Origin of the sequence: Gordonia liuliyuniae (assembly GCF_021738805.1) — a bacterium.
In the GTDB taxonomy this organism is placed as follows: domain Bacteria; phylum Actinomycetota; class Actinomycetes; order Mycobacteriales; family Mycobacteriaceae; genus Gordonia; species Gordonia liuliyuniae.
Window position 1 is genome coordinate 232,908 of the sequence record NZ_JAKKOR010000009.1, and the last position, 16,701, is coordinate 249,608.

The 16,701-nt window shown below is 68.4% G+C and carries 16 protein-coding genes, 2 tRNA genes and 1 other RNA gene; 8 read left to right on the top strand and 11 right to left on the bottom strand.

Features of this window, described 5'->3' with window-relative positions; all coding sequences use genetic code 11:
• Positions 1-14 precede the first annotated feature (14 nt).
• Positions 15-1,511, top strand: a complete 1,497-nt coding sequence (locus L5G33_RS12895) for a CYTH and CHAD domain-containing protein (RefSeq protein ID WP_236998579.1) — start codon at positions 15-17, stop codon at positions 1,509-1,511.
• On the opposite strand, the gene L5G33_RS12900 is transcribed toward L5G33_RS12895, so the two are convergent.
• From L5G33_RS12900 to cobC, 6 genes are all read right to left on the bottom strand, one after another.
• Complete coding sequence (locus L5G33_RS12900; RefSeq protein WP_236998580.1) at positions 1,496-2,935, bottom strand: ribonuclease catalytic domain-containing protein; 1,440 nt, start codon at positions 2,933-2,935, stop codon at positions 1,496-1,498. The genes L5G33_RS12895 and L5G33_RS12900 overlap by 16 nt on opposite strands.
• Positions 2,936-2,966: 31 nt before the next feature.
• An RNA gene (rnpB, locus tag L5G33_RS12905) (RNase P RNA component class A) lies at positions 2,967-3,382 on the bottom strand.
• A gap of 51 nt (positions 3,383-3,433) precedes the next feature.
• Positions 3,434-4,102, bottom strand: coding sequence for a histidine phosphatase family protein (locus L5G33_RS12910; RefSeq protein WP_236998581.1), 669 nt, complete (start codon positions 4,100-4,102; stop codon positions 3,434-3,436).
• A complete protein-coding gene (locus L5G33_RS12915) occupies positions 4,099-4,857 on the bottom strand; it encodes a zinc ribbon domain-containing protein (RefSeq protein ID WP_236998582.1) in 759 nt (252 codons plus the stop codon). The genes L5G33_RS12910 and L5G33_RS12915 overlap by 4 nt, the downstream gene beginning before the upstream one ends.
• A 13-nt stretch (positions 4,858-4,870) precedes the next feature.
• A complete protein-coding gene (locus L5G33_RS12920) occupies positions 4,871-5,995 on the bottom strand; it encodes a Nif3-like dinuclear metal center hexameric protein (protein ID WP_236998583.1) in 1,125 nt (374 codons plus the stop codon).
• Complete coding sequence (cobC, locus tag L5G33_RS12925; RefSeq protein WP_236998584.1) at positions 5,992-7,068, bottom strand: Rv2231c family histidinol phosphate aminotransferase CobC; 1,077 nt, start codon at positions 7,066-7,068, stop codon at positions 5,992-5,994. The genes L5G33_RS12920 and cobC overlap by 4 nt, the downstream gene beginning before the upstream one ends.
• Positions 7,069-7,098: 30 nt before the next feature.
• On the opposite strand from cobC, the gene L5G33_RS12930 reads away from it, so the two are divergent.
• From L5G33_RS12930 to L5G33_RS12940, 3 genes are read left to right on the top strand one after another with little or no spacing between them, the layout of a single operon-like run.
• The gene (locus L5G33_RS12930; RefSeq protein WP_236998585.1) at positions 7,099-7,797 is read left to right on the top strand and encodes an HAD hydrolase-like protein; all 699 of its coding nucleotides are present in this window, start codon (positions 7,099-7,101) and stop codon (positions 7,795-7,797) included.
• Positions 7,790-8,293, top strand: a complete 504-nt coding sequence (locus tag L5G33_RS12935; RefSeq protein WP_308191573.1) for a low molecular weight protein-tyrosine-phosphatase — start codon at positions 7,790-7,792, stop codon at positions 8,291-8,293. Before L5G33_RS12930 ends, L5G33_RS12935 begins: the two co-directional genes overlap by 8 nt.
• Before the next feature lie 16 nt (positions 8,294-8,309).
• Positions 8,310-9,278 carry an SURF1 family cytochrome oxidase biogenesis protein gene (locus tag L5G33_RS12940; RefSeq protein ID WP_236998586.1) on the top strand — a complete coding sequence of 323 codons (969 nt, stop codon included), beginning with the start codon at positions 8,310-8,312 and terminating at the stop codon, positions 9,276-9,278.
• On the opposite strand, the gene L5G33_RS12945 is transcribed toward L5G33_RS12940, so the two are convergent.
• On the bottom strand, positions 9,266-10,192 hold the full coding sequence (locus L5G33_RS12945; RefSeq protein WP_236998587.1) for a cobalamin biosynthesis protein: 927 nt from the start codon (positions 10,190-10,192) through the stop codon (positions 9,266-9,268). The two genes, L5G33_RS12940 and L5G33_RS12945, sit on opposite strands and share 13 nt — an antisense overlap.
• Positions 10,193-10,229: 37 nt before the next feature.
• Here L5G33_RS12945 and L5G33_RS12950 point away from each other — a divergent pair, with 37 nt between their 5' ends.
• On the top strand, positions 10,230-11,045 hold the full coding sequence (locus L5G33_RS12950) for a spermidine synthase (RefSeq protein ID WP_236998588.1): 816 nt from the start codon (positions 10,230-10,232) through the stop codon (positions 11,043-11,045).
• Between the two features lie 12 nt (positions 11,046-11,057).
• On the opposite strand, the gene L5G33_RS12955 is transcribed toward L5G33_RS12950, so the two are convergent.
• Positions 11,058-11,870 carry a maleylpyruvate isomerase family mycothiol-dependent enzyme gene (locus tag L5G33_RS12955; protein WP_236998589.1) on the bottom strand — a complete coding sequence of 271 codons (813 nt, stop codon included), beginning with the start codon at positions 11,868-11,870 and terminating at the stop codon, positions 11,058-11,060.
• Between the two features lie 114 nt (positions 11,871-11,984).
• Here L5G33_RS12955 and L5G33_RS12960 point away from each other — a divergent pair.
• A tRNA-Val gene (locus L5G33_RS12960) sits at positions 11,985-12,056 on the top strand.
• A 151-nt stretch (positions 12,057-12,207) separates the two neighbouring features.
• Here L5G33_RS12960 and L5G33_RS12965 read toward each other — a convergent pair.
• The 3 genes from L5G33_RS12965 to L5G33_RS12975 all read right to left on the bottom strand — a co-directional run bounded on the left by L5G33_RS12965 (position 12,208) and on the right by L5G33_RS12975 (position 12,960).
• Complete coding sequence (locus L5G33_RS12965; RefSeq protein WP_236998590.1) at positions 12,208-12,480, bottom strand: hypothetical protein; 273 nt, start codon at positions 12,478-12,480, stop codon at positions 12,208-12,210.
• A 70-nt stretch (positions 12,481-12,550) separates the two neighbouring features.
• Positions 12,551-12,754, bottom strand: coding sequence for a cold-shock protein (locus tag L5G33_RS12970; RefSeq protein ID WP_236998591.1), 204 nt, complete (start codon positions 12,752-12,754; stop codon positions 12,551-12,553).
• A 135-nt stretch (positions 12,755-12,889) separates the two neighbouring features.
• A tRNA-Cys gene (locus L5G33_RS12975) sits at positions 12,890-12,960 on the bottom strand.
• A gap of 157 nt (positions 12,961-13,117) precedes the next feature.
• Between L5G33_RS12975 and L5G33_RS12980 the strand changes: the two genes are divergently transcribed.
• Together L5G33_RS12980 and L5G33_RS12985 are read left to right on the top strand one after the other, a co-directional pair.
• On the top strand, positions 13,118-13,993 hold the full coding sequence (locus L5G33_RS12980; RefSeq protein ID WP_236998592.1) for a GDSL-type esterase/lipase family protein: 876 nt from the start codon (positions 13,118-13,120) through the stop codon (positions 13,991-13,993).
• Positions 13,994-14,206: 213 nt separating this feature from the next.
• Positions 14,207-16,690 (top strand): acyltransferase family protein, encoded by a 2,484-nt coding sequence (locus L5G33_RS12985; protein WP_236998593.1) that lies wholly within the window; start codon positions 14,207-14,209, stop codon positions 16,688-16,690.
• The last annotated feature ends 11 nt before the right edge of the window (positions 16,691-16,701 follow it).

Sequence of the window (16,701 nt, forward strand, 5' to 3'; positions counted from 1 at the left end):
GGAGCATTGACGCCATGAGCGCCCACGAGTCTCTCGAGATCGAGTTGAAGTTCGACGTGGACGCGGGCCTGCCCGCGCCCGAACTGGCGGGGCTCGTCGCCGACGGGAGTGTCGGAACTCCGCAGACGTACCTGCTCGAAGCCACCTATTACGACACCGCCGACACGGTCCTCGCCCGCAACCGCACCACTCTGCGGCGCCGAGCCGGAGGCGTCGACGACGGATGGCACCTCAAACGTCCGTCGACGGTGAAATCGGCCCGTCGAGAGCTCGGTGTCTCGTTTGACGACGCAGTATTTGACGGCGGTGTTCCGACGGTGCTGCGCGATCAGGTGGCGTCGATCGTCCGGCTCGGTGAGCTCGTCCCAATCGCGACGATCACCACCGACCGCACGATGACGAGCGTGTTCGACGCCGACGGTCGTGAACTCGCAGTGTTCTGCGAGGACCTCGTCTCCGCGGAGTCGCTGCTGCCCGGCGGCGGCGTCGAACGCTGGGCCGAGTGGGAGTTTGAGCTGGTCGACGGCGACGGACCGCTCCTCGCCCGGGCGAAGGCGTACCTGCGGGAGGCGGGCGCGCGGAAGGCATCGAGCGTGTCGAAGCTCGCGCGGGCGATCGGTCCGCTGCCCGCCGCCACCGAATCCCGCGCGGTCGAATCCCGCAGCGTCGGCCGCAAGGCGACCGCTCTGGACCTCGTCGTGTTCGATCTGGCGACGCACCGCGACACTCTCGTCGCCTACGATCCGCTGGTCCGCGAAGACGCCCCGGACGCGGTACATCAGATGCGGGTGGCCGCACGGAAACTCCGGTCGATCCTCACCTCGTATCCGCAGGTCCTCGCGCAGGGTGCGGCCGATCCGGTCTCGACTGAGCTCAAGCTTCTCGGTGGGGTTCTCGGCGACGCCCGAGACCTGGAGGTCTCGTTGGAGACCAACGAGCTGATGCTGGCGCGCGAGAACGCTCCGGCCGATCTGCGGGAAGCTCTCATCGAAAACGAGCGCATCCGCCGCGAGCGGGCGGTCCGGTCGATGCGTTTCGCGTTGTCGACCGACCGGTACCTGACGCTGTTGGACGATCTCGACGCACTGATCGCCGATCCGACGCCCGGGCTCGATGCGGACAGCCCGGCCCGCGACGTGGCGGCCGAAGCGATCGCCGCGTCGTACCGACGGCTCCGCCGTGCCCAGAAGGCGCTGCGCGACTTCGACGCGTGGTCGCCGGAATGGGTGGAGCAACTGCACACGATCCGCAAGCGTGCCAAGGCAGCCCGCTACACCGCCGAGTCGGCGTCCACCTTGCGCCGGTCGTCGTTCAAGGAGATCGGCTCGTACGCGAAGGCGGTCCAGACCCATCTCGGTGTCTTCCACGACACCGTCGTCAACCGGACGCGACTGGCCGAGGTCGCCGAACACACACCGCTGAGCCCCGCCGCCCTCTTTGTACTCGGTCGCCTCGACGCTCGCGAAGAGGCCCGCGGCCGCAAAGCGGTCAAGGCCTACCGCAAGCTCTGAGCGGCGGACGCGACTGCGCGGAAACCGATCGCCGCGCTCTCGGTGTCAGCGACGGTCACCTCGACGGTGCAGGCGGCGCCTGCTGCGGGAGCGTCGGCGCACGGACCGACGATCGCGGGCGCGGAGACGAACACCTCGGCGGGCCGTTCGCCGTTCGGGTCACGCATGACGACGGCGTCGAATCGGGCGCCGATCTGGTCGGCGAGGACGACCGCCTCGGTGAGGTCGACGCTGCGACGTTCAGCGGTGGACGCACGCTGGTCCGACGAGGCCATCGTCTTACGCAGCGAGCCGAGCGCGGTTGCCACCCAGTCGGGGACGTCGCGGCCGCTTGTGACGGCGAGGCACACTTCGGTCACGTACCGGTCACCGAGCCGCCGTAACGGCGCCGTGGCGTGCGCGTAGACGCCGCCCACGCCGGCGTGCACGACGTCGGCGTCCCGATAGTCGGTGCCCGGCTCGAGCGACAGATAGCCGGATCCGCGCATGAGGCGAGAGCCGACCGTCATCAACGCGAGGGTCGTCGGCGCGTCGGCAGGCAGGGCAGCAAGGAACTCTCCCGGCGACGCTCCGTCCGCCCATGTGACGCCGAGATGCTGTGCGGCGGCACGGAGTTCAGTGATCGCCTGATCGGAGGCCGGTGGCACCGTCCGCAACAGACCAATCCCCGCTTTGCGCTGGATGTCGCCTGCGCACATGCCGACGAGCAGGGAGACCTGGGCGTTCCAGTCGTCAGCTGGGGTGCGCGGCGCCATCTGCAACGTCCACGCGCGACCGCCTTCGTGCGGCACGATCTCTTGATCCGGCAGGTCGAGTTGGACGGCGCCGCGCTGCAGCGACCAGTCGCGTCGGGTCCGCCCGAACGCGGGTAGCGCGGCGATCGACGGGTGCAGGGTGCCTGCGTCGTAGGCGGTCATGACGTCCGTGTAATCGAACCGTTCCCGGGAGCGGATGGTCGCTCGTTCGACGTCGACGGCGATCACGTCGCCGGAGCCGTCGACTCGGACGGTCCACAGCACCGCGGGACGGACCTGGTCGGGCAGCAGGGATCCGATGCCTTCGGACAGCGGCCGCGGATGGAGCGGGACGCTGCCGTCGGGAAAGTACATCGTCTGGCCGCGTTCGTGACTCTCGGTGTCGATCGCACCGCCGGGTTGGACGAGCGCGGCGACATCCGCGATCGCGTAGTGCACGAGGAATCCGTCGCCGTCGGCCACCACGTGGAGTGCTTGGTCCAGGTCTTTGGAGCCGGGCGGGTCGATGGTGACGAACTCGATGGCAGTGCGGTCGACACGTCCATCGCCGAACCGGTCCGCGGCGCTCTGGGCCTCCGCGGTCGCCTCCGGCGGGAAGTCGGCGGTGAGATCGAGTTCGCGGCGAATGCGGTCGAAGTCGAGGGTCGGGGCGAACACTCTGCGCTGCATGCCCCTGAATGTAGCGCTCCCCCGGTGTGCGCGAACGAGCCGACGTGTAAGCCGGATCCTGTCCCGGTCCGTCGAGGACCGGTGGCGACCATCCATCTGGACACACCGTCGCCGGGTGCCTCAAGCGGCCAACCCGCGAGTTCGGACGAGCAATCCTCGAACACTCGCGCACCCGCACCGGCTCGCGGTGCGGACTTCGGCCTTGCTCCGGGTGGGGTTTACCGAGCCGTCACGGTCGCCCGTGTCGCTGGTGCGCTCTTACCGCACCGTTTCACCCTTACCGTCCCGCGGACGGGACGGCGGTCTGTTCTCTGTGGCACTGTCCCGCGGGTTACCCCGGGTTGCCGTTAGCAACCACCCTGCTGCTGTGGAGTCCGGACTTTCCTCGGCTGTCGGCCTGCGCAGTGGTCTGCGTGGTCCCGTCGCCGCGGCCGCCCGGTCGGCTCGTTCGCCGTTCGAGAATACCGCCTTCGGGTCCGTCGAGCGAAGTCGAGACGGCTACTGCAGGTGCGCCGTATCGTTCACCAGCCGAACCACGGACCCGCCGTCCGGGTAGAACTCGACGATCGAGTACGAGGCGAGATCCAGATGCAGGCGAAACAACAGTTCTGGGCCAACGCCGAGCGCACCGCGCAAAAACGTCTTGATCGGCGTCACATGGCTGACGGCCAGGATCGTCCGCCCGGCATACTGGTCGACGAGGTCGTCGCGGACCTGTCCGATACGCTCACCGACCTGCGCGAAACTCTCCCCGTTCGGCGGGGTGACGCTCACGTCACTCAACCACCGACGATGCAGTCGTCCGTCGTTCTCGGCGGCTTCGGAGAACGTCAACCCCTCCCAGTCGCCGAAGTCAGTCTCGATCAGACCGTCGTGGACGGTCACGTCGAGCCCGAGGACGCGGGCCGCGAACTCGGCGGTAGCACGCGCTCGCGTCAACGGCGACGACACGATGGCGTCGATCTGCCCGAACGGCGCGGCAGCGAGCCGTGTGGCGGCAGCAGCCGCCTGCTCGAGGCCGATGTCGCTGAGGGCCGGGTCGCCGTGACCGGAGTAGCGACGTTCCACCGAGAGCGGCGTCTGCCCGTGACGCAGCAGCACGAGGCGAGTCGGCGGTGCGGTCTGGCCGTGCCAATCCGGGCTGCCACCGGCTGCTGATCTGCTCACTCCGGGCGTCCCTGTCCCGGGAGCCCGGAGTGGTTCGTCCGCACCATGATCGCGCCGCACTCCTCGCAGCGAAGTACCTCGTCCTCGTCGGCTGCGGCGATCCGCGAAAGGGTGCGCGGGTCGAGTTCCATGCGGCACGCACCGCAGCGGCGCGCCTGCACGAGGCCCGCACCGACCTGGCCGCGGCCACGGAGACCTTCGTAGATGCCGACGAGATCGGCGTCGATCGACGCCGTCAACGCGGTGCGCCGCTCCGCGAGGTCGGCGGTCCGGGCATTGACGGCCGCTGCGCTCTTGTCGCGTTTCGCGACGAGTTCGAGTTCGTTCTCGGTCAACGTCAGCAGGGTGGCCTCGGCGCGGTCGGCCTCGGTAGCCGTCGCCTCCTGCTGTTCCATCAGTTCGAGCATCTCGCCTTCGAGGTCGTCGCGGCGGCGCTCAAGCGATTCGAGTTCACGCTGGAGTTCGGCGACCGCCTTGTGCCCCACCGTGCCCGCGTCGATGGACGCCTTGTCCCGTGCGACGTGCTCGGTCATGCCGGCGAGTTCACGCTCGAACTTCTCGTAGACCGCCGCGAGATCGTCGACGGCGACCCGCGATGACGCGACGTCCTCGCGAGCGGCGTCGAGCCTGGTCGCCAGGTCGGCGAGTTCGGCGTCCTCGGGCAGGTTCTTTCGGCCGTGCGCGGTCTTGGCGAGCTCCGCGTCGAGATCGGCGAGGTCGAGCAGCATTCGCTGCGCGGCGGCAGAGGCTTTCATTGGCACACTCCTGTCACACGGGTCGTCGGGCGACGACGCCGAAAGGGTCGGTAGGCGGCGCGAAGACACTCGTCTCGCAGCCGAAATCGCTGAGCAGTGCGGCGGCCTGGGCGCACCACGGAAACTCGGTCGACCAGTGGCCCGCGTCGACGAGGGCTGGGCCGCCGTCACGTCGTGCTTCGTCCACCACGTGGTGGCGGAGGTCGCCCGTCACGTAGGCGTCCACGCCCGCGCGGGCCGCGGCCGATACGAGCGAGTCGCCCGCGCCGCCGCACACGGCGACGGTCTCGATCATGGCTGACGGGTCGCCCGAGGCACGCACCGGCCAGGCCGACTTCGGAAGCGACGCGTCGACGTGGGCGACGAACTCGTCCAACCGCATCGGTGCCGGGAGCCGTCCGATCCGGCCGAGTCCGAGGTCGCTGTCGACGGGCGCCTGCTCGAAGACGTCGAAGGCGGGTTCCTCGTACGGGTGCGACGAACGGAGTGCGGCGAGGACGGCTGAGCGCGCACGTCGCGGCGCGACGATCTCGACGCGTTCCTCGTCGACGCGGGTCAGTTCGCCGACACCGCCGATCGCCGGGGACGCGTTCCCCACCGGCACGAACTGTCCGGTGCCGACCACTCCCCACCGGCAGTCGCGGTAGTCGCCGACCGCGCCCGCGCCGACCGCGAACATCGCTTCACTCACCTGGTCGACGTTGGCTTCGGGAACCATCACGACCCACTTGTCGAGGGGCGGAGCCGGTTCGGTATCGAGGGGGGCCGTGTCGGAGAGCCCGATCGCGTCGGCGAGTGCGTCCGACACGCCGGGGCGGGCCTTGTCGGCGTTCGTGTGCGCCGAGTACAAGCCGCACCCCGCGCGGATCAGGCGGTGCACGAGCCGGCCCTTCGCCGTGTCGACGCCGACGCTGGTCACCCCGCGCATCAACAGCGGGTGGTGCGCCAACACGAGCCGGGCCCCGGTGTCGACGGCTTCGTCGACGACGGCGTCGGTCACGTCGACACACACCAGCACCTTGTCTGCGGCTTCGGAAGGGTCACCGCAGACCAGGCCGACCGCGTCCCACGATTCGGCGAGCCGAGGCGGATACGCGTGCTCCAGTCGGGCGATCACGTCCGCGAGCGTACGAGTCATCTCGTCGGGGCTCCTGTCTCGAGTCGGTTCTTCACATCTTGCATGGCGTCGACGAGCGCGTCGCACACTTCACGCGGACGCACCGCCAGCCGCAGGTGGTCGCCGGTCAACCCGTGAAAGTTGGCACAGCTGCGCACGGAGAATCCTCGTGCGGCGAGCTCGTCTTTCCACCACCACGCGTCCGGCACCCGCACCAGCACGTACGGGGCGCGCGGATCGGCTTCCGGCGTCAACCCGATCGCCGCGAGCCGTTCGAGGAGGTGAAGTCGTTCGGCGGCCACCGCGTGCGCCTGACCGCGGGCGTACTCCTGCCCGTCGGGCCCGAGGCACGCGGCGAGCGCGGCGAGCGTCAATGTCCCGACCGCCCAGTGTCGCCGCCCAGCCGTCATCGCGGCGATGAGTTCCGGTGCCGCCAACAGGTATCCGGCGCGCAGCCCGGCCAGCCCGTAGGTCTTGGTGATCGACCGCACGACGATCACATCGTCGGCAGGCACTCGGGCGACCGACTCGGGCTCGAGGCGGTCGCCAGCGAGTGTGAGGTCGGCGAACGCCTCGTCGACAACGACGAGCCGGCCCGGACGTCGCAGCGCGAGCACGTCCGCGGCCGGGTGCAGCACCGAGGTCGGGTTGGTCGGATTGCCGAGCACAACCATGTCGGCGTCGTCGGGCACCGCCGCGTCGGCGAGCAGCCACGGCACGGTCGGCGTGACGTGGCTGATCCGCGCGCCCGACGCTGCGAGCACGCGTTCGGGCTCGGTGAACGAGGGCTGGATCAACGCGACGTGGCGGGGCGCCAGGCCGGCAAGCAGTTCGAACCCCTCCGCAGCACCGCCGAGGAGCAGCACCTCGTCGGGGCTACGCCGATGCAGGTCAGCGGCCCGCCGGACGACGTCTTGCGTCTCCACCGCGGACGGGTACGCCGCAAGGTCGGCGATTCGCCCGTGTAACGCCCGCGCGACGAACTCGGGCGGTCCCGGACGGACGTTGACCGCGAAGTCGACGAGCCCCGCCTGTACGTCGGCGTCACCGTGCCGACCACGGTCGTACAGGTGGGCGGGCACGTCGACTGTCATGATGGTCCAGCCTACGTGCACGATGGAAGCATGATTCCGGCCCCGACCCCCACGATGACGGACACGGTTCTGCTGTTCGACCTCGACGGCACCATCACCGACAGCTACCCGGGGATCAGCCGTTCGTTCCTGTATGCGCTCGACGTCCTCGGCGAACCCGCTCCGCCGGCCGAGTTCCTGCAGACGATCGTCGGTCCGCCGCTGGTCGAGTCAATGCGTGCGCTCGGATACGACGAGGCGACGTCGGCGGCCGGGGTACGCGCGTATCGCGCCCGCTACGACGTGACCGGCTGGCTCGAGAACTCGGTGTACGACGGGATGGCCGAACTGCTGGCCGACCTGGCGGACGACGGTCGCACGTTGGCGCTCGCGACGAGCAAGAACGAACAGATCGCCCGCAACATCGTCGACCATTTCGGTTTGACCTCGTATTTCACGTTCGTCGGAGGCGCAGACGATGGCGCGGGCCGGATCGGCAAAGAGGCTGTGGTGAGGCATGTTCTCGGCGCCCTCGACATCACTGGCGAGACCGAACGGGTGCTGATGATCGGCGACCGGTCGCACGACGTCGACGGTGCGGCGGCATGCCGGGTCCCCGCGCTCGGCGTCCGGTGGGGTTACGCTCACGCAGGAGAGTTGGAGGCCGCCCTCGATCGTGCGGGCGCCCCGGGACAGAACGAGCGGATCGTCGAGACGGTTCCGCAACTGCGAAAGGTACTCGGTGTCTGACAACGCGGGAGCTTCGGCTGCAGGCCGCGTCCTGCACATCTGTTTCGTCTGCTCGGGCAACATTTGCCGGTCCCCGATGGCGGCGTCGATCTTCACGCACGCCGTCGAACAGGCCGGACTGTCCGACCGGGTCCGCGTGACGAGTGCGGGAACCGGCGGCTGGCACGTCGGCGATCCCGCAGACAACCGTGCCCGCACCGAACTGTTGGCGCACGGCTACTCGGATGCGCACGTGGCGTCCGGGTTGACACCCGACCACCTGTCGGCTGATCTGCTCGTGGCCGCCGACCGAGGGCACGTGGCGGAGTTGGAGCGCAAACGTCTCGGCGACCGGGTCCGACTCCTGCGCAGCTTCGATCCCGACGCCGACGGGGAGGACGTTCCCGACCCGTACTACGGGACGCCGGACGACTTCGAGCTGGTGCGCGAACAGGTGGAGGCGGCGATCCCCGGCCTGCTCGCGTGGACCGACGAGACGCTGGCCACTCGCGACTGAGACGTATCCTGAGTATGTGCGCGTCCTTCGTTCGTTCCTCAAGCCCGGATGGCTACTGCTCCTACTGTTCGTAGTGGCATTCGCGGCGGCCTGTTTCGCGATTCTCGCGCCGTGGCAGCTCGGGAAGAACAGCGACACCGAACACCGGAACGACCTGATCCGTGCCGCAGTCGACACCGACGCGGTCCCGATCGATCAGCTGGCTCCGCCGGGGCGGCCCCTCGACCCGAACAACGAGTGGCACGAGGTGACGCTGCGCGGGCGGTATCTGCCCGACGATCAGGTGATGCTGCGCTTCCGCTACTCGCAGGAACGGCCCGCGGTGGAAGCGTTGACGCCGTTCCGGATCTCCGGCTCGGACCGGGTGATCCTGGTGAACCGCGGCATCGTTGCGAACAGCGAGAACGGTCAGGTCAACGTTCCGGCGACGCCGTCGGACGAGGTGACGATCGCGGCTCGGCTCCGCAAGTCCGAGGGCACCAGTCCCGGCAAGGAGCCGCGAGCAGAAGGCGGCCAGTCGACGGCGTACACGATCGACACCGCGCAACTGTCGCGTCTCACCGGGTTGATGATGGATCCGTACTACCTGCAGTTGTCGCCGAACCAGCCGGGATCGCTGGACGAGATCGAACTGCCGCAGCTCGAGTCGGGCCCGTTCCTCTCCTACGGTCTGCAGTGGTTGGCGTTCGGTGTGATGGTTCCGCTCGGTGCCGCCTACTTCATCTACAGCGAGGTCAAGGCCCGGCGCGCTCGCCGCGGGGCGGACAACGGTGACGGGGACCAGGACGAGGTCGCCGTCGTCGAGGCTCCTCCGGCGACGAGTCGGTCCGAACGTGACCGCGTCCGGCAGAGCCTCCGCGAAGTGGGCTCCCGGTCGGGTAACGACGTCGACATCACCTCCGGCGGTCAGATCGGCGACGGTTCCGCGTCCACCGCTGCCGACGACGCCGTCAGGACGAAACTCGCCCAGCGCTACGGCAAGTGACGTCGTCCTTCTCCGACGATGATTCGCAAGGCGACCGCGGCCAACGCGCTCGCGCGTTGCACGCGCCGTGACAGCGTGACCGCTGCCCGCAGGTCGGCGGCGCGGGGTCCGGGCCCGGCCCCGAGTCGCGGTCGGTCCTCTACGCCGTGCGGGTACTCGGTCCGCCCGCCGAGGCCGATCCCCAGCGCTCCGGCGAACGCCGCCTCCACGACGCCCGCGTTCGGGCTGGGGTGCTGCCCGGCGTAGCGGCGGACGGCGATCCACGCGTCACGCGGTCGGCCCGAGATCACACCGACCAGAGCGGCCGTCGCGCGGGCCGGCGCGTAGTTCGCGGCGTCGTCGAGCCGCGCGGACGCCCACCCGAATCGCAGATACTTCTCCGACCGGTACCCGACCATGGCGTCGAGTGTGTTCGCCGCGCGGTATCCGAGCAGCCCCGGCGCTCCGGCGATGGCGCCCCAGAACAGCGGTGCGACGGCCGCGTCGGACGTGTTCTCGGCGATCGATTCCACTGCGGCACGGCAGATCCCGGCTTCGTCGAGTCGTGTCGTGTCCCGTCCGACGAGGCCTGCGACCCGAGTTCTGGCGCCGTCGACGTCACCTGCGTCGAGTGCGTCGGCGATCTCGTCGCCGATCCGGCACAGGGACGTCCCGCCCAGCGCGCTGAACGCCGCCGCCGTCGTCCCTGCGGAGCCGAGACGACGGGCGAGTACGCCTGCCAGCACACCGATGCCGATCCACCACCCCGCGAACACCGCGCCGCGTACTCGATCGTCGCGGTAGAGGACCTTCTCCGACGCTGCGACGCCACTCCCGAACACGGCGACGGGATGACCTCGCTGCGGGTCGCCGAACAGCGCGTCGAACAGAGTTCCGGCAGCGAGCCCGGCGGTGTCGGCATTGCGGTGGCGCATCGGGTGATCGTATCGATCGCCGATATGATCGGTCCTCATGGCCGCCTCCCGCCCGACGCCCGAACCCGGCGTCTTCGACATCTCAACCGGCACAGCCGAACTAGTGCACAGTGTGGACGGCGGCTGGCTGCTGTCGATCAACGGGGCGCAGAGCAGCCACATCGACCCGGACCGGCCGGACCAGCTCGACTTCGAGTACATGCGGCAGGCGTCCGCCGCCATCGCCGACAAGTACCGTGATCCCGCGACGCCGCTGCGCGTCCTGCATCTCGGGGCGGCCGCGTGTGCGCTCCCCCGGTATCTGTCGCACGTGTACCCGCAGTCCCGGCACGTCGCCGTGGAGATCGACGCTGAACTGGCCCGCCTCGCCCGTGAATGGTTCGACCTGCCGCGTGCTCCCCGACTGCGCATCCGGGTCGGCGACGCACGCGAGGTCACGGAGAGTCTCCGCGAGCAGACGCGCGACGTGGTGGTGCGTGACGCGTTCAGCGGCAGCGTGACTCCGGAACATCTGACGACGGTCGAGTTCACCCGTGCGGTTCAGCGAGTGCTGGTGCCGGGCGGACTCTACATCGCGAACTGCGGCGGTCGCCGAGATCTGGCGTCGGTGCGTTCGGAGGTGTCGACGATCGCGGATGTCTTCGCGAACGTCGAGCTGATCTCCGACCCGGCGATGTTCAAGGGGCGGCGCAGTGGGAACGTCGTCGTCGTAGCCGGCGACGGCGCGCTGCCCGACTCAGCCGACCTGGAGCGGGCTCTGCGATCGGATCCCGAGCCGTCCAGGCTGATGACCGGTCGCGACGCCACCGCGTTCGGATCCGGCAAAGTCCGGCACGATGAGTCGCCCGCGTAGGCGGCGGGTCGTTCAGATCATATAGTGCAGGGTGTCGACGATCGCTGAGCCGAGCGCGACGTCACCGTCGATGTGGACGGTGGCCTGCGCCGCTCGGGGTCGGCCGCCGGCGAGTCGCGTGTAGTCGGCGACGGTGGTCCGCAGCGTGACGTCGGCGGGGCCGTCCAGCGCCGGGACGAGGGCAGCGCGGTCATCAACGGCGACGTGCACCCGTGTCGGCACGAGACCGGTGAACTCGAAGGCGACGCGGGTCCCCTTCGGCGCTGCTGCCTTCTTGCCGACCAGGTAGGGCATCACGGCAGCCATCTCGTCCAATGCGAAGCCGGCAGGCACCGGATCGCTCGGTTCGTCGAGGCCGAGCGCGTCGCGGAGGTCGAGTTCGTGCACCCAGCTGTCATAGGTACGCACTCGCATGAACCGCCCGTATGTTTCGGGGCCGACCGGCGTAACGGCGTCGGCGTTCCACTCGTCGTCGCCCATCGCTGTCAGGTCGGCGATGCGTTTCGCGGTCACCGCCCGGTAGTCGGCCATGACCTCGGCCCGGGTACGGGTTCGATAGTGGTCGAGCCAGTGTTCGTTGAGTTCGCCGATTGGGTTCTTCACGTGATCGAGTCCGGCGACGTCGCGGCCTGCGTCGGGTTCTTTGCCGTCGAGCATGTTCTCGGTTCCGACGATGTGTGCGACGACGTCGCCGACAGTCCATCCCGGTAGGCCCGACTCCGCCGACCAGTCCACGTCCGACAGCCCGCTGACGAGGTGATCGATCGCCCGCCACTCCGCAGCCAGCGCGTCGATGATCGGAGCCTTCTCGACTCGAGTCTTCACACGATTCCCTCTCGCTAGTACACGACCCACTGAGTCTACGAACACCGGTTTGGGCATGCCACCGCCGAGAAGATATTGTTCACTCCGAGCCGTTGCTCGCACGACGACGGCCCGGCGCGTATAGCTCAGCGGTAGAGCTCTGGTCTTACACACCAGCGGTCAGGGGTTCAAATCCCTTTGCGCGCACCTTTCGATGGCCGATCGCCACGCCAGTCTCGCCGGTGAGGCTGGTGATCGTCCCTCCCCGCCGGACTACCCTCGACCACTCGAACCAAACGAGCGCCGATCTCGCGGTGGGAGACTTGGGAGCGCAAACCTACACCGCTCAGCGGAGACGTCACCGTGACGGTGTCGTAGGCGCTGAGCGGTGTAGGTTTGCGACTTCGGTCCCTGCGGCTTCGATCACTGCGAGGACACCCTCGACTCCGTGCGGACGCGTGCTGGCCGCGTACAACTGGGTCGCGACACTGAGCTGGTAAATCGTGGCGCGGCTCAGTCCGAGGGAGACGATCGCGTCGCGTTCGAGGGCCTCGATCTGCGAGAGGGTGTGGCGGCCGAACGCGCGGCACACCGGTGGCGGCTGATCGACTTCGACATGTGGGGAGATCATCCCCGCACATAAACGAGACCGCCCCCGATCCGTGAACGGATCGGGGGCGGTCTACGCGTAAGCTTTGGGTTTAGAGCGCGCTCACGTTCGTCGCCTGGGGGCCCTTGGCCCCTGCCTCGAGGTCGAACTCGACGCGCTGCGACTCCTCCAGGTTACGGAAGCCGTTACCTGAGATCGAAGAGTAGTGGACGAACACGTCGTCACTACCGGAGTCGGGAGCGATGAAGCCGAAGCCCTTTTCGCTGTTGAACCACTTGACGGTTCCTTGTGCCATGCTGATTACTGCTTCCTTCAGAGAGCGGGGACAAAACCTGTCTCCCACACGTATATGGTCTCACACTTTCGCCGCTACCGGTATTCCACCGGCCGACCAGGCGCGCCGCGCGGACTCGCGGCGCGCTGGACTCCGAGCGGATGGCGGGATTCGAACCCACGTAGACGGTTTTGCAGACCGCTGCTTAGCCTCTCAGCCACACCCGCATGTTGACGGCTCCCACTCTGTCCCGACGCCGCTGGCCGCGTCGAGGGTTTGACGCAGCGTCGCGCAAATCACCGCGCCACTCGAGCGTCCCGTGACCGTTCCGCAACCTGCCAACAGTTGAAACGGGAGTGACTGCTGTTGTCTACTGTGAATATTGTGACTACTGGGAATTGGAACCGCACTGCCCGACGCCACTCGACCTGGCGTCGACGCGTCGTCGCATCGGTGAGCACTGTCGGCGTCGCCGCTGCGCTCGCCACCGCGAGCACCGGACAGGCCGCCGCGGAGCCGACGATCGGCGAACTCATGGACAGCGCAGGTTCTGTACTGCAGGAGCTCCCGATCGATCCGAACGGCTCGATCGACCTGTCGTCACTGTTCAACCTGCTCGGCCCGCAGACGCCCGGAACCCCCGGCACACCGAAGACTCCGACCGGCGAGCGCCGCACCTCCTGCACCCAGGTGGTGCAGATCGGCGACTCGACGTCCATCGGCATCGACAGCGCGTCCAAAGTCTCCGTCGAGGGCGACCGGTTGACCCCGCAGTATCAGCGCGTCGGCGTCGAGAGGGTCACGCTCGACGCAGGGGGCGGCCGCTCCATCGTCGAGAAGGTCGACGGCGAGCCCAACGCGGTCGACGCCATCGACTCCCAACTCGCTCGCGGCAACCGAGGCTGCTGGGTCATCGCGACGGGCGTCAACGACGCCGCGAACATCGCCGTCGGATCGAAGGTCAAAGCCGACGAGCGCATCGACCGCGTCATGAAGAAGCTTGACGGGCAAAACGTCCTGTGGCCGACCGTCATGACCAGCGATCCGAGCAACGCCGCGTATGCGCCCAAGAACATGACCGCGTTCAACGACGCGCTCAAACGAGCAGCCGCCAGGTACCCAAACCTCAAGATCTACGATTTCGCCGCCGAATCGCAGCCGTCCTGGCACACCGACGACGGGATCCACTTCAACGCGACCGGGACTGCTCAACGGAACCGCCTGTTCGCGACCGCACTCGCGACCGCCTTCGGCGACTGACGTCGCCGCGAACACGCCGCAACCAAAGCCGGCGAGTCAGAGCGCCCGGGTCATACGGACGCACGACGTGTCGGACGCACTCTGAGCGGTGCCTATGATGGACGATCGGTGCCGTCGCGGTGACGCGGCCGAAGACCTGTACCGACGTCGTCATCGAGCGGTTGTCGGCGGCACCGCGCAACGGTCCGCAGCGACAAGGGGTACCTTCCGCCAATGCCACGTCCTACCCACGGTCAGTCGACGTATCTGCCTGGCCTCGACGGCATCCGCGCGGTAGCCGTCATCCTCGTTCTGCTGTATCACCTGCAGGTCCCGGGCTTCGGCGGCGGACTCCTGGGCGTCGGCGTCTTCTTCACCCTCAGTGGCTTCCTCATCACGTCGCTGCTGATCGCGGCACGCGAACGAACCGGCGGCCTCGGATTGAAGACCTTCTGGATCAGGCGCGCACGGCGTCTGTTTCCCGCCGTCGCCCTCGTGCTCGCGGCGACCATCGCGACCACAGCCATCTTCGTTCCGGACAAACTCGGCACGTACACCGGGCAGGCGCTCTCGGCATTGTTCTACGTGAACAACTGGCAGACCATCGCATCCGACACCTCGTACTTCGACCGCTTCGGCGGCCCCAGTCCACTGAGCCACATGTGGTCGCTGTCGATCGAGGAACAGTTGTACATCGTGTGGCCGCTGGTGCTGGCACTGTTCTACCTCACGCTGCGCCGCCGCTGGCTGATGAGCCAGGTGACGCTGCTCCTCGCGCTCGGTTCGTTCTATCTGCTCGCCACACTCGCCGAGGCCGGCTTCGACAACACGCGCGCCTACGAGGGCACCGACACCCGCGCGGGCGGACTGCTGTTGGGTGCCGTCCTCGCCTTCTGGTGGCCCGCACGCGCGCACCGAGCGACGCACAACCAACGGTGCTTGATAGACGCCCTCGGCATCGCCGGACTCGGCACGATCCTCTATCTCAGCACGACGACGACCGACAGTTCGCAGAGCCTGTACTCCTGGGGTATCGCCGTCCTGACCGTCGCTACGATGGGCGTTCTCACAGCCGCAGTCACACCCTCGACGTTCATCGCGACCCTCCTGTCGACACAGCCGTTCCGGTGGATAGGCGAACGCTCGTACGGCATCTACCTCTGGCACATGCCGCTCGTCGCGTTCCTCCCCAGCGTCGTTCGGGGAGACTCCGCAGTGGTCAGTTCCATCGTGGTCGTATCCGCGACGCTGGTCTTGGCGTCGCTGTCATGGCGGTACGTCGAAGACCCGATCCGCCGATACGGTTTCCGCGCCGCCCTCACCACTCCCCGACTCCCGGAGGACACCTTGCGCGCTGCACTCCTGACAACGCTGATCTCCATGTTCACTGGCATCGCCCGCGTGCTGGACAGGCTGCGCCGCCGCATCACCCCAGAACCCCTTAACCCAGAACCCGTCACCGAGCAGCCCGTCACCGACGAGCCTGCACCCGAACTCGAGGCCGACGCTGACCCGGCTCCGCTCGCCGAACCCGCGACCGCCTGGGACGATCCCCACCGCGCCCAGCTCGAACCGGCTCCTTTGCGCGAGGAACCGGTCGACGTCGCCGCGACCCGCATCGTCGAAGAGCCCGTCGACCTGTCCCCGGCCGAACCCGCGGCCCCGGGCGGGTCGATCGAACCGTTGGCTGCGGACACACGCCGCTTCGCCGCACCGACGGAGATCACCGTCCTGCAGTCCGCACCGAGCGTGCTGAACCTTCCACCCGCGCCCCAGGCCTACTCCGCCATCGGACCCGACTCGGCCACGGCCCTCGAGCGGGTGCCTGCCGTCGGCGAGTCCACCCACCGCACGCGACGCTCCTCCCCTGCCCGCGCCGTCATGGCGACCCTCATGGTGGTGGGGCTCGCGATCGGCGCGATGGTCGGCGTCTCCTACCTCAATCCCGATCTCCCCGTCGTGTCAGCGCTCTACCGACCCGACACCGGAGGCAGCGGCGTCGACGACGGGGTCGACGACGCACTCAACCCCGACCGGTACGGTCCGACGATGCCCGCGGCGCAACGCCGGACGAAGTGCTCCACCGTCATCCACGTCGGCGACTCGACATCCATCGGCATGAACGACGTCGGCATGCAGCCGAACCCCGTGTTGCGGCTGTCCGGCCGGTATCGCGAGTACGGCGCGGATAGGTACGTCTCCGACGTCGTGGGCGGGCGTTCCAGCATGGAGCGCCTCAACGGCGAACCGAATGCGACCGAGTCGATCACCAGCGACCTCGCCCGCGGCCTACGCGGCTGCTGGGTCGTCGCGATGGGTATCAACGACACCGCCAACGTCGAAGTCGGCGGCCAGGGGCCGGTCGACATGCGAATCGACAATCTGATGAAACCGCTGGCCGGCCAACCCGTGATGTGGCCGACCATCGCGACCAACGCGCTGAACGAGAATCCCGCCTACGACAACGAGGCCATGCGCAACTTCAACCGCGCACTCGTCCGGGCATGCGAGCGCTACCCGAACCTGCGGGTGTACGACCGGGCGGGCGAACTGCATCAGGACTGGTTCCTCGACGGCGTGCACTACACCCAAGCCGGCTACGTCGAACGCGCTCGCCGCTTCGCGGTAGCGCTCGCCACCGTGTATCCGGCGACGGATCTGCCGCCTGCCGGCTGCGTCCTCAGGTCGACGGACGCGGTCGTCGCCCCGCACCACTGACACCCGGCGGA

Bases quoted from the DNA above. Each gene is read 5' to 3' on its own strand.
- L5G33_RS12895 (WP_236998579.1), top strand. From the start codon at position 15: ATGAGCGCCCACGAGTCTCTCGAGATCGAGTTGAAGTTCGACGTGGAC.
- L5G33_RS12900 (WP_236998580.1), bottom strand. From the start codon at position 2,935: ATGCAGCGCAGAGTGTTCGCCCCGACCCTCGACTTCGACCGCATTCGC.
- L5G33_RS12915 (WP_236998582.1), bottom strand. From the start codon at position 4,857: ATGAAAGCCTCTGCCGCCGCGCAGCGAATGCTGCTCGACCTCGCCGAT.
- L5G33_RS12920 (WP_236998583.1), bottom strand. From the start codon at position 5,995: ATGACTCGTACGCTCGCGGACGTGATCGCCCGACTGGAGCACGCGTAT.
- cobC (WP_236998584.1), bottom strand. From the start codon at position 7,068: ATGACAGTCGACGTGCCCGCCCACCTGTACGACCGTGGTCGGCACGGT.
- L5G33_RS12930 (WP_236998585.1), top strand. From the start codon at position 7,099: ATGATTCCGGCCCCGACCCCCACGATGACGGACACGGTTCTGCTGTTC.
- L5G33_RS12945 (WP_236998587.1), bottom strand. From the start codon at position 10,192: ATGCGCCACCGCAATGCCGACACCGCCGGGCTCGCTGCCGGAACTCTG.
- L5G33_RS12950 (WP_236998588.1), top strand. From the start codon at position 10,230: ATGGCCGCCTCCCGCCCGACGCCCGAACCCGGCGTCTTCGACATCTCA.
- L5G33_RS12965 (WP_236998590.1), bottom strand. From the start codon at position 12,480: ATGATCTCCCCACATGTCGAAGTCGATCAGCCGCCACCGGTGTGCCGC.
- L5G33_RS12970 (WP_236998591.1), bottom strand. From the start codon at position 12,754: ATGGCACAAGGAACCGTCAAGTGGTTCAACAGCGAAAAGGGCTTCGGC.
- L5G33_RS12985 (WP_236998593.1), top strand. From the start codon at position 14,207: ATGCCACGTCCTACCCACGGTCAGTCGACGTATCTGCCTGGCCTCGAC.